This window comes from Pseudomonas sp. NPDC090203 (assembly GCF_044746765.1).
In the GTDB taxonomy this organism is placed as follows: domain Bacteria; phylum Pseudomonadota; class Gammaproteobacteria; order Pseudomonadales; family Pseudomonadaceae; genus Aquipseudomonas; species Aquipseudomonas putida_AD.
Genome location: NZ_JBIVCV010000003.1, coordinates 519,407 through 531,352 on the forward strand (window position 1 = coordinate 519,407; position 11,946 = coordinate 531,352).

General features: G+C 60.2%; 14 protein-coding genes. 9 read left to right on the forward strand and 5 right to left on the reverse strand.

Going from position 1 to position 11,946, the window contains the following annotated elements; translation table 11 throughout:
- Nucleotides 1-103: 103 nt before the first annotated feature.
- Nucleotides 104-424: a DUF6021 family protein gene (locus ACIPO9_RS07795; RefSeq protein ID WP_400779825.1), complete on the reverse strand. Its 321-nt coding sequence runs from the start codon at nucleotides 422-424 to the stop codon at nucleotides 104-106.
- A gap of 250 nt (nucleotides 425-674) precedes the next feature.
- Between ACIPO9_RS07795 and ACIPO9_RS07800 the strand changes: the two genes are divergently transcribed.
- Both ACIPO9_RS07800 and ACIPO9_RS07805 read left to right on the forward strand, forming a co-directional pair.
- The gene (locus tag ACIPO9_RS07800; RefSeq protein WP_400779827.1) at nucleotides 675-1,358 is read left to right on the forward strand and encodes a nitroreductase; all 684 of its coding nucleotides are present in this window, start codon (nucleotides 675-677) and stop codon (nucleotides 1,356-1,358) included.
- 68 nt (nucleotides 1,359-1,426) lie between these two features.
- Entirely contained in the window at nucleotides 1,427-2,008 is a 582-nt protein-coding gene (locus ACIPO9_RS07805) for an NADPH-dependent FMN reductase (protein WP_400779829.1), read from the forward strand.
- Between the two features lie 109 nt (nucleotides 2,009-2,117).
- Here the strand turns inward: ACIPO9_RS07805 and ACIPO9_RS07810 are convergent, their stop codons facing one another.
- Nucleotides 2,118-3,107 (reverse strand): LysR substrate-binding domain-containing protein, encoded by a 990-nt coding sequence (locus tag ACIPO9_RS07810; protein ID WP_400779831.1) that lies wholly within the window; start codon nucleotides 3,105-3,107, stop codon nucleotides 2,118-2,120.
- 201 nt (nucleotides 3,108-3,308) lie between these two features.
- On the opposite strand from ACIPO9_RS07810, the gene ACIPO9_RS07815 reads away from it, so the two are divergent.
- Genes ACIPO9_RS07815 through ACIPO9_RS07825 form a run of 3 tightly spaced genes read left to right on the forward strand, consistent with a single transcriptional unit; the run spans nucleotide 3,309 to nucleotide 5,256 of the window.
- On the forward strand, nucleotides 3,309-3,839 hold the full coding sequence (locus tag ACIPO9_RS07815) for a DUF4863 family protein (protein WP_400779833.1): 531 nt from the start codon (nucleotides 3,309-3,311) through the stop codon (nucleotides 3,837-3,839).
- Nucleotides 3,817-4,305, forward strand: coding sequence for a chorismate--pyruvate lyase family protein (locus ACIPO9_RS07820; protein WP_400607881.1), 489 nt, complete (start codon nucleotides 3,817-3,819; stop codon nucleotides 4,303-4,305). Before ACIPO9_RS07815 ends, ACIPO9_RS07820 begins: the two co-directional genes overlap by 23 nt.
- 48 nt (nucleotides 4,306-4,353) lie before the next feature.
- Nucleotides 4,354-5,256 (forward strand): transporter, encoded by a 903-nt coding sequence (locus ACIPO9_RS07825; RefSeq protein WP_400779835.1) that lies wholly within the window; start codon nucleotides 4,354-4,356, stop codon nucleotides 5,254-5,256.
- Between the two features lie 110 nt (nucleotides 5,257-5,366).
- Here the strand turns inward: ACIPO9_RS07825 and ACIPO9_RS07830 are convergent, their stop codons facing one another.
- Together ACIPO9_RS07830 and ACIPO9_RS07835 are read right to left on the reverse strand one after the other, a co-directional pair.
- Entirely contained in the window at nucleotides 5,367-6,698 is a 1,332-nt protein-coding gene (locus ACIPO9_RS07830) for an MFS transporter (RefSeq protein WP_400779837.1), read from the reverse strand.
- A 103-nt stretch (nucleotides 6,699-6,801) separates the two neighbouring features.
- The gene (locus ACIPO9_RS07835; protein WP_400779839.1) at nucleotides 6,802-7,428 is read right to left on the reverse strand and encodes an HD domain-containing protein; all 627 of its coding nucleotides are present in this window, start codon (nucleotides 7,426-7,428) and stop codon (nucleotides 6,802-6,804) included.
- 297 nt (nucleotides 7,429-7,725) lie between these two features.
- On the opposite strand from ACIPO9_RS07835, the gene ACIPO9_RS07840 reads away from it, so the two are divergent.
- Both ACIPO9_RS07840 and ACIPO9_RS07845 read left to right on the forward strand, forming a co-directional pair.
- On the forward strand, nucleotides 7,726-8,433 hold the full coding sequence (locus tag ACIPO9_RS07840; protein ID WP_400779841.1) for a nitroreductase: 708 nt from the start codon (nucleotides 7,726-7,728) through the stop codon (nucleotides 8,431-8,433).
- Between the two features lie 46 nt (nucleotides 8,434-8,479).
- Nucleotides 8,480-9,463 (forward strand): MBL fold metallo-hydrolase, encoded by a 984-nt coding sequence (locus tag ACIPO9_RS07845; protein WP_400779842.1) that lies wholly within the window; start codon nucleotides 8,480-8,482, stop codon nucleotides 9,461-9,463.
- On the opposite strand, the gene ACIPO9_RS07850 is transcribed toward ACIPO9_RS07845, so the two are convergent.
- A complete protein-coding gene (locus ACIPO9_RS07850; protein ID WP_400779844.1) occupies nucleotides 9,456-10,340 on the reverse strand; it encodes a LysR substrate-binding domain-containing protein in 885 nt (294 codons plus the stop codon). The two genes, ACIPO9_RS07845 and ACIPO9_RS07850, sit on opposite strands and share 8 nt — an antisense overlap.
- 97 nt (nucleotides 10,341-10,437) lie before the next feature.
- Between ACIPO9_RS07850 and ACIPO9_RS07855 the strand changes: the two genes are divergently transcribed.
- On the forward strand, nucleotides 10,438-11,397 hold the full coding sequence (locus tag ACIPO9_RS07855; protein WP_400779846.1) for a DMT family transporter: 960 nt from the start codon (nucleotides 10,438-10,440) through the stop codon (nucleotides 11,395-11,397).
- 9 nt (nucleotides 11,398-11,406) lie between these two features.
- Entirely contained in the window at nucleotides 11,407-11,697 is a 291-nt protein-coding gene (locus tag ACIPO9_RS07860; RefSeq protein ID WP_400779848.1) for a DUF1330 domain-containing protein, read from the forward strand.
- The last annotated feature ends 249 nt before the right edge of the window (nucleotides 11,698-11,946 follow it).

Consider the following 11,946-nt stretch of genomic DNA (forward strand, 5'->3'; position numbering starts at 1 on the left):
GATTCAAGATCGCCATCGCCGACAAGCCGGACTGCTACGGGGATATCGCGCGATTTTGCGCACACCTCGGACGTGGCGCAATAATCCCTAACCCACTCCCACATCAAGGATCGTTGCTGGTACGCGCCGGATGCGGCGGGTCGATCTGCGGATCGGCAAGATCCGGTGAGTCAGGGTCAAACCCCAACTCGTCATCGACGCCCTCCTTCTCTCCTGCCCCGGCGCCACCATTGTCGCGACCGGTTTGCGCATCCTGATCGGACCCAGGATTGCCCGGCGGAGGATTCCAGTCTTCAGGCCGCTCGCCGCTGCCCTGTTTGGGTTCGCTACTGGCCTGCTCAAGGCCCGACTCCTGGCCGGTATCGAATGATTTCTCGTCTGGGCCTGGGTACGCGGCATCTGGCCCGTTGTGGTCGATAGACATGGCAACTCTCCCATCAGTGACGCAGAACACCCGCGCCTATCATTCAGAGGAAATGCCCGAAGGGTAAGTGCACTTGATTCGACGGACGGGGCCTCAGGGCTCGATCAGTGACACACCGCGATGAAAAACCCTGGAAACCCAACTGCACGCCGTACACTTTCAGGCTGCATACACTTCACTGCTGTTCCCCCGGACGCTGTGCAACACTCGCCTGACTAATTACAAGACAGTTCGTGTGGTGGGGTCTGCTATGAGTTCGCGTGTGCTTGAATTTGATTCACTGGTCACTTCACGTCGGGCAGCTCGGGCATTTTTGCCAACGCCTGTGCCCAAGACCCTGATCAGCGAGATCCTCGACATCGCGCGCCTTGCGCCGAGCAATTCCAATATTCAGCCCTGGAATGTCCATGTGCTGACCGGCGAGCCGAAGCAGGCACTGAGCGCTTTGCTGATGGCCGCCCACAACGACCCCCATTCGGAACAGCTGACCCATTTTCCAAGTGATCTTGGGCAACGATACCGCCAGCGTCAGGAGCTGTTCGGAGCGCTGTTCTATGGATTGCACCAAGTCGACAAATGCGATGCTGGCGCAAGAGCGCGAGTCAGCGGATTGAACTTCGGATTCTTCGGCGCGCCGGTTGGACTGATCTTCACCATCGATTCGAACCTGAAAAAATACAGCTGGGTCGACTACGGCATTTTCCTCCAGACCCTGATGCTCAGCGCTCAGGCCCGGGGCCTTGCGACCTGCCCTCAAGTCTCCTTCGCTCGCTTTCAAAACCTGATCGGCGACTTCCTGCATCTGGACGACGGGCAGGAGATCGTCTGCGGCATGTCGCTGGGCTATGCCGACGACAACGCGCTGCTCAACTCGCTGCGCATGCCCCGCGCACGGACCGAAGAGCTGGCGCGATTCATCGGATTCGATCAGTAATCACCGGGAACACTTCACCGTCCCCGTCTTCTGCGTTTCTTCAACCGCAACATGAGGTGTACATCAAGATGGCAGTCAGAATCCTGGCCATGTGTGGCAGTGCGCGTGTAGGTTCCGTGAATCAGAAACTCCTGAATGTCGCCGTGCAAGGCGCATTGGCAGCGGGAGCGCAAGTCACTGTGGTTTCACTGAGGGATTACCCGTTGCCGTTCTACGACAGCGACCTTGAGAAGGAACTGGGCGTTCCCGATCACGCCAGGCGCCTGCAAGCGTTGTTCGGCGAACACGATGCGCTGCTGGTCGCGTCACCTGACTACAACGGTGGCTATCCTGCGCTGTTGAAGAACACCATCGACTGGATGAGCCGTCCGATTGCGCAAGTGCGCTCGGGCATGGAGCTGTTCGCCAATACGCCGGCGGCGGTGATCTCCGCATCGCCAGGGCCCATGGGCGGCATCCGCTCGATGTTGGCGATGCGCGGCGTGTTGGAGAAACTTGGCGCTCTGGTCATTCCTCAGAGCTTTACCTTGGGCCAGGCCTATCAGGCGTTCGGCGACAACAACCAGTTGAACAACGAGGTTGTTGCCGGCGAAGTCAAAGCCGTGGGTGAGGCTCTGGTCAAATGCTGCCGCGCCGTGCGCCAAGGCTGATTCTCTGACGGCCTCGGAGCAGCACGGCTTGCCGGCGGGACGATGTGTCTGTGACGAAGATATCCCCTGACACTCCACCCCGCTCGCAAGCCGTGCACCTACAGGGAAATCAGCCGTCCTGATTGACGATTGCATTGGCCGCCGCGCTGATCTGGCCATGCAGCCAGCGATGGGCAGGGTCGTTGTCGTTGCTGCTGTGCCAGACCATGTCCACCTGTTGCCGCGCCACGGGGTAAGGCAGTGGCTTGACCACAAATCCCAGGGTTCGGGCGAAAGTTCGGGCCAGTGGCAGCGGCATGATTGCCAGAAGCTCGCTGTCTTCGAGCAGCATCGGAAGCGCCAGGAAATGAGGCAGCACGATCTGCCTGCGTACCGATAACCCGGCCTGTGTCAGGGCCTGTTCCAGCGCATTGCGATCATACATCTGAGCCTGTCGGGCGAGCCCTCGCTCCAGAATGTAGCCACTGAGCGCGCCTTCCCCATCCCCGCCCAGCGACACCACCGCCAGCGGGTACCTGACCAGATCCTGCAGCGTCACTGCGCCCGTGCCAAGGGGGTGCTGACGGCTGCACAACAGCACTTCCTCCTGCGACAGCAACGGTATCGTGCGCAGCCGGTCAGGCACGCTGCGATACGCGCCAATGGCCACGTCGATGCACCCCAGATCGATCTGCTCGGCCAGGTCCAGGCGGGTCGATGGGGTGATGATGAGATCGATGTCTGGCGCGGCCTGAGCCAACTGCCGGTTGAGTTGCGGCAGCAAGGTCGCGCAGATGTAGTCATTGGCAGCCAGGGTGAATGAGCGGCTGACGCTATGGGGTTCAAACGCCGAGGCGGCCTGCGCCAGGGCGTTGCTCATGCTGTTGAGCGCGTCACGCAACGGGCCGCTGATTTCGATGGCGAAACTGGTGGGCGTCATGCCCTTTGCCGTGCGCACGAAAATCTCCTGACCCAGGCCTTCACGCAGCCGTGACAAGGCGTGGCTGACCGCTGACTGACTCAGATGCAGACGCTGGCTGGCACGCAGCACACTGCGCTCCTGCATGACCGCGTCGAACACTCTTATCAAGTTCAGATCCAGCTTGTCGAAAGCAATCATCAGGTATCAGTCACATTAAGGTGCGGTCGGTACGAACAATTGTGCCGTGAATTGGAATCCAAGGTTCAATCGATTGCAAGCTGATATTCAAAGGCCCAGGCCATATGAACAGCGTGCAATACGACTCTGCAGAATGATCGTTTTTTGCCTGTTCGCAACTATGGGAAATTATTGATTAATTAAACCCGTGAGGATTGGCAGATGGAAAAGCGCGATCAACTGATTGAGCTGTGCATCGAGTTTCTGGCAACGATAAAAGACAAGACCGCAAGCGCCGATATCGAAAAATGGCTCAACCGTCATTACGGCCCGGACAGCGAGACCTATCGACGCATCGCTGACCTGGTCATCGAAGGCGTCGCCGAGGGCTGGGCGGCCAATATCGAAATCGCAGGGCCCCATTATCGCCGCAGCCGACTCTGTGAACCTTGTGCTGAAACCTTCTATTTCAGCATCACGGCGGTGTACATGGACAGCAAAGGCTTCGAACTGGACAACACCCAGCGCACCTTCCGTGGCGACTACCACAGCCACCCCTATGGCGAGCTGAACATGGTCATTCCCCTGGACAAGGACGCGGTGCTGGCCGGGCCGCTGGGCTGGCAAGGCGCTGGCTGGACGGCACCTTCGCCTGGCAGCCACCACTACCCCGAGGTCAAGAACGGCGCCTTGATTGCCTTCTTCTTCCTGCCTGCAGGTCGCATTTCCTATGACATCCAGGCGCAAGGCTGAGCCCGTCCCGGGGCTGGACGCGATCTGCGCCGACTGGTTGCTGGACCGAGGATCGCTGACCCGCCGGCTGGTTGAAATCGCCGGCCCGTCCTTCGCCGTTGTCACCTTGCGCGAAGAGCCCGGGACATTGTCGGCAGACGAATGCCAGCGGCTGGGCCAGCCACGGGGTGCAGCAGGCTGGATCCGCGAGGTTCACCTGACGGGTTTGGGCCAGCCTCTGATCTTCGCCCGCTCGGTGATGGTTGCGGCCAACGGCAGCGATGACACAGCGGCCCCGTTACAACGGGGCAGTGTCCCACTGGGGCAATTGCTGTTCGGCGATACGCCCTGGTCACGCAGCGAAATACACCTGTGCCGCGCGCCTGAAAACCATTGGCAACGACACTCCATATTCAGCCGCAAACACCAACAGATCCTGGTTCAGGAAGTTTTCCTGCCCGCACTATGGGAGGTGCTCAACCGATAAACAACTTCGTTGCACTGCCAACTTCAATAACAACAATAAGGTACTTTCATGCACACTTCCCAATGCGCGTGCAGGCTAAGCCTGCGCGCCGGCTTTACCCTTTCTCTGGCTCTGGGCGCTGTGTGCGCCAATAACGCCTACGCCGTCGATGCATCCCCTGGTGCCTATATCCCGATCCCTGTCGGAAGTAATCTGGCCTTGCTCTATCTGGGCGGTGGCAAGGCCGGCGAGTTTCAACCGGACCACGGCCACGCGGTCAGCAAGGGCACGGAGTTGAAAACCCGCATGGGCCTGGTCAGGCTGTTTCATATGTTCGAGGTCGCACAACACCGCGTACAGCTTCAGTTCGGCTTGCCCTTCGGCAGCCAGGACCTGACCTTCAACGGCAGAAAAATCGGCCATGAGAGCGGCTTGTCCGACCCCTACATTGCGGCAACCTTCTGGCCGATCGACGACCCCGAGCACAAGCGCTACCTGTCATTTACCGGCTACATGCTGTTTCCCACAGGCGCCTATGACAGCAAGCAGTCATTGAACATGGGCAACAACCGTTACGCCCACGCCATCGTGGCGGCTTACTCCCAGGCCTGGGGCCCATGGCGGCTGGAGCTCAACCAGGATGTGACCTGGTACGGCGACAATAACCAGTCCGGCGCCGACAATCGCCGTCTCAAGCAGGACCCAACGTTCAACTTCCAGCCGTGGGTGAGCTACAGCTTCGACAACAAAGTCACCACATCGCTGGGGATTGCACGCACATGGGGCGGAGAGTCGACGCTTGACGGCGAACCCACCGGCCGACGCACCGACTATCTGCGCGCCCGTGCGGGAATCGGCTATTGGTTGCGCAAGAATGTTCATCTGTACACCGAGATCAACCGTGATCTGGAAGTGCGTGGCGGGTACAAGTTCGACTACACCGGTTTCGTGCGATTAGGCGTGCTGTTTTAAGTGAGGGCGGCGCCCGGCACGGGCGCCGTCATCCCCTCAATACGTATCTGCGTCCAGACCATAAAAAAGCCGCCAGATTCATCTGACGGCTCTCTCAAATCAACCCTCTTTCAAGCATTCAAGTCGTGCAGCTGAACCAGCCCCGGCCCCCGGTCGCGGCGCTCGATGACCGCCGCCACCGCCAGAAACCCAATCACCCCCGGCACCGCACACAACACGAAATTGAGTTGCAGCGACAGGTTCATGCTCAGCATCAATCCACCTAGCGCAGGTCCCGCGATCCCGCCCAGGCGCCCCATCGCCGAGCACCAGCTGATGCCGGTTGCCCGAATATCGGTGGGGTATTGCTGCGCCGCAAATCCGTGAATCACCGCCAGACTGCCAAGCGTCGCCGCGCCTGCAATCAGCAGCACGACGTAGAGCATCACTGGGCCCGGCTTGAGCCCCAGCACGCCAAGGGAAATCACTGACAGCAGCAACAGAATCAACAGCGTCGGCTTCGCTCCCCAACGGTCGGCCAGCCAGCCTCCGCCCAGCGCCCCCGCCGTCGCGCCCAGGTTCATGGTGACGAGAAATTTCAGCCCGGACACCAAAGGGTATCCGCCCGCGACCATGATCTTCGGCAACCAGGTATTGAGGCCGTAGACCATCAGCAGGCACATGGCGAAGCCGATCCACAGCGCCAACGTACGCAGCCCGCGGCCCTCGGTGAACAAGCCTTGGACGCTACCGCCCACCTGCGGGGCATCCACGACCGGCCAGCGCACACTCGCTACGTCCAGGGACGGCTTGATCCGGCGCAACAGCGCACTTGCCGAAGCCTTGTCGCGCCTGACCAGATAAGGCAGCGATTCAGGCAAGTAACGGTACATCCAAGGCAACGTCAGCAGCGGCAGGCCCGCGATGATGAAGGTCGAACGCCATCCGAACCGCGCCAGCACCAGCAGCGCCACCAACGCCGACAGCAGCGCGCCCAAGGAATAGCAGCCCAGCATGATGGTGGTCATGATGTTGCGTCGGGCCCTGGGCGCCATGTCGTTGATGAGTGCGACGATATTGGGGATGGTTCCACCCAGTCCGATGCCGGTCACGAACCGCAGCACCGCGAAGCTCCAGGCATCCCACGCGAAAGCATTGGCCAGCGCGGTCAGGCTGCCAAGGCCAATCGCGACCAGAATGACCTTGCGCCGCCCGAAACGGTCAGCCAGCGGGCCGAGGGTCAATGCACCGAACATCATTCCGAACAGTGCGGCACTTCCCATCCACCCCGCCTGCACGGCGGGTAGCGACCATTGTTCCATCAGGTGAGGCACGACCGATCCGTAAATGACCAGGTCATAGCCGTCAAACAGCATGATGAAAGAACACCAGAACAGCAGACCGTAATGGAACCGGTTCACTGGCGCCGTTGCAGCGACTTCAAGTGCGTCGTGATGTGCCATGGAAAAAATCTCTTATTGTTGTAGGAACACAGCCAAAACCCGGCAGTGCCGCGCGAACTCGCGCCAGCACCGGTAGGCAATCAAAGAGTTGCGGACGATCAGGTTACTTCGTCCAGTGAGAGCACAGCATCAGGCTGCAAAGATTGACCCGTTGAAAGTCCGGATTCTTGTAGGCAAGGAAGTCATCGTTGAAGGTGCCAAAGGTGGTCGCGGGGCGGTGTTTCATGCCGTCGTAGAACACATCGATCATCTGCTGCGCAAAATCGGCCTCACGGGGAAAGACGTCCAGAACGGCGGCGCGCTCCTCATCCGTGAAGCGTTCAAAACCGCGCCCTGCCACATCCATACCCGCCCCTGCCTGCGTCAGCGCGATCTCCGGGCCCATGTGTTCCGCAATGCCGGGGGTGGTGTGCAACGCAACGGCATTCCAGACCTTCTCGGTATCGGCTGCCGAGATGCCATGCCCGCGCAGGAAATCACGGGCGGCATTGGCGCCATCCACTTCAAAACGCAGGTCGCTGTTGTGGTAAGCCTGGGTCAATCCCACGTCATGGAACATGGCCGATGCGTAAAGCAGCTCCGGGTCGAAGTTCAACTGCCTTTGCACGCCTAGCCTGGCGCCCCAGCAATAGACGCGACACGAGTGCCTGAACAGCAGCTCACTCTCACAATCGCAAACATATTGCGTGATCTCGCGCGCCAGTGAGCTGTCGGGAATCTTGATACCCAAGCCAACTAGCCGGCCAGTATCCGAGTGTCGGTTGAAAGTCATAAGTGATGCTTCCGCACGTAAGAATGAAATAGGCAAGTTATTGCGTGCCGAGAGCATTCTTACGGGGTGGATTGGCAAACAAGAAGTGCAATTTCAGCAACACCGCAATGCACGATGTGCATACATTGCGCAGGCGAATCAAAGATGCGCACATGCACGATGTGCATTTTCACAGTGTAGAAAGTTCACTTCTGGACATCATCCGCGCGGCGTAGGTTGGCGGCACAGAAATCATCAACCAGTCGGATCTGAACCATGACAAACCATCCCGCGCCTGCGACGAATGAAGTGTCCGAAGTCGAGCGGATCATGAAGAGTCGTTTTGCCAACCGCTTCTATATAGATCGTGCAGTCGACGTTGAGACCATTCGAGGCATTCTCGATGCGGCACGCTACGCAGGCACCGGCGCAAACGTGCAGCCATGGCGGGCCTACGTCACCACCGGCGCGGTGAAAGACGCGCTGACCGCAGCCCTCAGCGACGTGCACGCCACAGCGCCAGGCGCCCATCGGTCCGAGTTCAGCTACTTTCCGGACCCACTGCCGGAACCCTTTGCCTCCCGCCGGCGCGAATTCGGCTCGCTCTTCTACGGCTCGCTGAACATCGCCGCCGATGACGTTGCCGCACGGGCGGAGCAGACCACTCGTAATTGCCGTTTTTTCGATGCCCCGGTTGCCTTGATCTTCACCATCGACCGCCGCCTGGAGAAAGGCAGCTGGCTGGACCTGGGCATGTTCATCCAGAACATCATGCTCGCGGCCACGGCCCGAGGCCTGGATACCTGCACCCAGGAATTTCTCTCGCGCTACCACCTGGTGATCCGCGACCACCTGCCCCTGGCTGCCGAGGAAATGGTGGTTTGCAGCATGGCGATTGGCTTTGGCGATCCGCAATGGGCACAGCAGCGTCCACAGATGCCCAAGGCACCGATTGAAGCCTTCGCTTCGCTGCATGGTTTCTGAGCACCAAAAGACCGCGTACTTCTCACCCGCAATCGAGCAAAACGACATGAAATCTTTTCAAGGGCGCGCGCTGAAGCAGTGCTCCCGTTCACGTATCGCAGCGATGATCGCCGCTGCCTGCCTCTGCACTTCGAACCTGATTCACGCCGATGAACAGTCGGCTCCCGACGACTACTTTCATACCGGCGCCGGCAATCATTATCTGCATCGAGCGGATGGCGCCATCGTCACCGAAACCCTGCGCGATGGCATCAGTGTGCTGGAAGGTTCAGGCGCCAACATCGTGGTGCTGTCCGGCAAACAGGGCAAGTTCCTGGTGGACGCGGGTATCAGCAAATCCGCTGACAAGGTCAAGGCCGCGTTGCTCCAGATCAGTCCTGCGCCGGTCAAGTACGTGGTCAATACTCACTGGCATTGGGACCACGTCGACGGCAATGCCGCAATGCATGCCGCTGGTGCGACCATCGTGGCGCAGGCCAACACCCTGCATCACCTGTCGAGCACCACCCACGTCAACGACTGGAACTGGACCTTCGAGCCTGTTCCGCTTGGGGCACGCCCGACACTGCTGGTCGATGACCTGAAGGAGTTCACGTTCGCCGGCAGTAAGATCAAGGTCGAGCACTTCGGCCCCGGACATACGGACGGCGACCTGTGGGTCTATTTCGAAAAAGCCGATGTCCTGGCGATGGGCGACACCTTCTGGAATGCGGGTTATCCATTTATCGATAACGACGACGGAGGCAGCATCGACGCCGCCATCCAGTGGGCGAACAAGGCCATCGAACGTACCACTGCGCACACCATCGTGATTCCCGGCCATGGCCCGGTGGGTACCCGCGCGCAAGTGATCGAGTTTCGCGACATGCTGGTACAGGTGCGCGAAAACGTCGCTGAACTCATACACCAGGGCAAATCACTGGATGAGGTGATCGCTGCGAAACCCACTGCAACCTTTGACCAGAAGTGGGGACATTTCGTGATCGGGCCGGATCACTTCGTCAAGCTGGTGTATGCCGGGATCAAGTGACGCACTGCTCGCTCATTGAAACGATCCACTCATGCAACTGCTGCGCGCCGGGGCTGAGGGTTTTCTCCCGGGCGTGAACCAGGTAGTAGCTCTTGCCTGTGCGCAGTGGCTGTGTGAACACCTGCACCAGCCGGCCCTGTTCCAGATCATCTTCCACCAACCAGGGGCTGGTCAGTACCAGCCCTTGTCCGCGCCGGGCGGCGTCGATGGCCAGCTCCGACTGGTCAAAGCGCAGGCCGCTTTTCTTGCCGTTCGATTCGACGCCCGCATCTGCCAGCCAGCGCGACCAGTTGGCGTGTGAGGTGATGTGCAGCAGCGTTGCCTGTTGCACATCCTCAACCCCGCGCAGTGGCAGGCCATCACGGTACTGCGGGCTGCAAAAGACGCTGACCTCATCGCGCAGCAACAGCGATGCGTGCAGTGTGTCCGTCTTGCCGTCAAAGTGTCGAACCGCCAGATCGTAGGGGCCGCTCACGACATCGACGGCCTCTTCTGCCGCATTGATCCGCAGCTGCAAATCAGGCAGTGCCTGGGTGAGATCGGCCATGCGCCGGGCGAACCAGGTGTTGGCAAACGCAGGCGGCATGGAGAGCGACACCTGCAGGGCGCCTCTGCCCTGCACCGATGCGCTTGCTTCATCGATCTGCTCCAGAGCCGGCCTGACTTGCTGCCAGTAGCGCAGTGCCTCTTCGGTCGGTTGCAGCTTGCGCACGCTGCGCACGAACAACGGGATGCCCAGCCATTGCTCCAGCTTGCGAAGTTGCTGGCCAACGGCGCCAGGGGTGACGAAGAGCACTTCAGCGGCCAGTGTGACGCTGCCCGTGCGCATCACGGCATCGAAACAGGCGATGGCCTTCAGGGGAGTATCCGCGCGCATGCTGCAGTTTTTCTCTTCCATAGCGTCAAGACACATGATTTGTAACGCGCCTGCGTAGCCGAGACAATGGATTATCGAGAATTGACAGAGAATGAGTGTGCACGTGAGAAAACCAGTGGATGGCCCGGCGATGCTGATCATGACCCTGCTGTGCCTGGCCTGGGGCGCGCAACAGGTCGCCATCAAAGCCATTGCCGACGATGTGGACCCGATGATGCAGGTGGGCTTGCGCTCGGCGATTGCGGCGGGTCTGGTCTGGCTCGTCGGACGAAAAATCGTGGATGAAGCCTGGTTGCCGGGGCTCTGGTGTCGCTCCGGCCTGATCGTCGGGCTGCTGTTCGCCGCAGAGTTTCTGTTCATCGCCGAAGGTCTGTTGCGCACGACAGCGTCGCACATGGCAGTTTTTCTCTACACGGCGCCGCTGTTCGCCGCCATCGGGCTGCACATCCGCTTGCCTGAAGAACGCCTCGGGCCTCGACAATGGCTGGGTATCGCGCTGGCGTTCATCGGCATCGCCATCACCTTTCTTGCACCACGGGGTGACACACAGGACGCCGCCCCGCTGCTCCAAGGCTTGCTGGGCGATGCGATGGGGTTGTGCGCAGGCGCGGCCTGGGGAATGACCACAGTGGCCGTACGCACCAGCAAGCTCAGCGAAGCCCCGGCCACGCAGACCCTGTACTACCAGCTCATGGGCGCATCGTTGGTGTTGGTGCCCGTTGCATTCATCACGGGCAAGGCCGGCATGGTGCTCAACGGGGTAGCCTGGGCGAGCCTGGTGTTTCAGACACTGGTGGTGGCGTTTGCCAGCTACCTGATCTGGTTCTGGATGCTCAGGCGCTATCTGGCGGCGCGCCTTGGGGTGATGGCGTTCATGACGCCGCTGTTCGGGGTGCTGATCGGCATGTGGCTGCTGGATGAGACGACCAGCGACGGGTTTATCCTGGGTGCGGTGCTTTCATTGATCGGGCTGCTGGTGGTTAATATCCGGCCCGCCCATGAACATTGTTCACACGGACACTGCAACGACTACGCTCTCGACAAACAACCAGAATGAGGACGCTCGATGAAAGGCTACTGGATCATTTTTGGCTCGGACGTGACGGACACCGAAGCCCAGCAGGAGTACGGCAGGCTCTGGGCGCCCATCGCAGAGAAATACAGCGCAAGGCTCAAGGCACCCAACGCCCAGACCTTCATCGAAACCCGCGATACACGCCGTGTCGTGATCGTCGAATTTCCCAGCTATGCCCAGGCCAAGGCGTGCTACGACGATCCCGCCTATCAGCAGGCGATGGTATTGGCCCTGCGTGCATCCAGCCGGGAAATGATCATCATCGAAGCTGATCTGGGCTGAGGGGCTGTGAGGTCGGTGCCAGGGGCGATTTCAAGTACGCCCCCGCGGGCAAGCCCGGCTGCTACGGTCTTTCGAACCCGCCACAAACCTGTAGGAGCGCGCTTGCCCGCGACGGCGGTGGGTCATTCAACATCGCGGCGCCGGACCTGACGCGGTCGCGGGCAAGCGCGCTCCTACGGGGATCGGGGTGTGCTTGCCTCTGGTGAACACCCCCACACCCCGTAGCAGCACGGCTTGCCGGCGGGGGCG

Excerpts from the sequence above, each read along its gene's own strand:
- ACIPO9_RS07795 (WP_400779825.1), bottom strand. The coding sequence starts at position 424 with ATGTCTATCGACCACAACGGGCCAGATGCCGCGTACCCAGGCCCAGAC.
- ACIPO9_RS07860 (WP_400779848.1), top strand. The coding sequence starts at position 11,407 with ATGAAAGGCTACTGGATCATTTTTGGCTCGGACGTGACGGACACCGAA.
- ACIPO9_RS07825 (WP_400779835.1), top strand. The coding sequence starts at position 4,354 with ATGCACACTTCCCAATGCGCGTGCAGGCTAAGCCTGCGCGCCGGCTTT.
- ACIPO9_RS07800 (WP_400779827.1), top strand. The coding sequence starts at position 675 with ATGAGTTCGCGTGTGCTTGAATTTGATTCACTGGTCACTTCACGTCGG.
- ACIPO9_RS07840 (WP_400779841.1), top strand. The coding sequence starts at position 7,726 with ATGACAAACCATCCCGCGCCTGCGACGAATGAAGTGTCCGAAGTCGAG.
- ACIPO9_RS07810 (WP_400779831.1), bottom strand. The coding sequence starts at position 3,107 with ATGATTGCTTTCGACAAGCTGGATCTGAACTTGATAAGAGTGTTCGAC.
- ACIPO9_RS07850 (WP_400779844.1), bottom strand. The coding sequence starts at position 10,340 with ATGCGCGCGGATACTCCCCTGAAGGCCATCGCCTGTTTCGATGCCGTG.
- ACIPO9_RS07820 (WP_400607881.1), top strand. The coding sequence starts at position 3,817 with ATGACATCCAGGCGCAAGGCTGAGCCCGTCCCGGGGCTGGACGCGATC.
- ACIPO9_RS07845 (WP_400779842.1), top strand. The coding sequence starts at position 8,480 with ATGAAATCTTTTCAAGGGCGCGCGCTGAAGCAGTGCTCCCGTTCACGT.
- ACIPO9_RS07815 (WP_400779833.1), top strand. The coding sequence starts at position 3,309 with ATGGAAAAGCGCGATCAACTGATTGAGCTGTGCATCGAGTTTCTGGCA.
- ACIPO9_RS07805 (WP_400779829.1), top strand. The coding sequence starts at position 1,427 with ATGGCAGTCAGAATCCTGGCCATGTGTGGCAGTGCGCGTGTAGGTTCC.
- ACIPO9_RS07830 (WP_400779837.1), bottom strand. The coding sequence starts at position 6,698 with ATGGCACATCACGACGCACTTGAAGTCGCTGCAACGGCGCCAGTGAAC.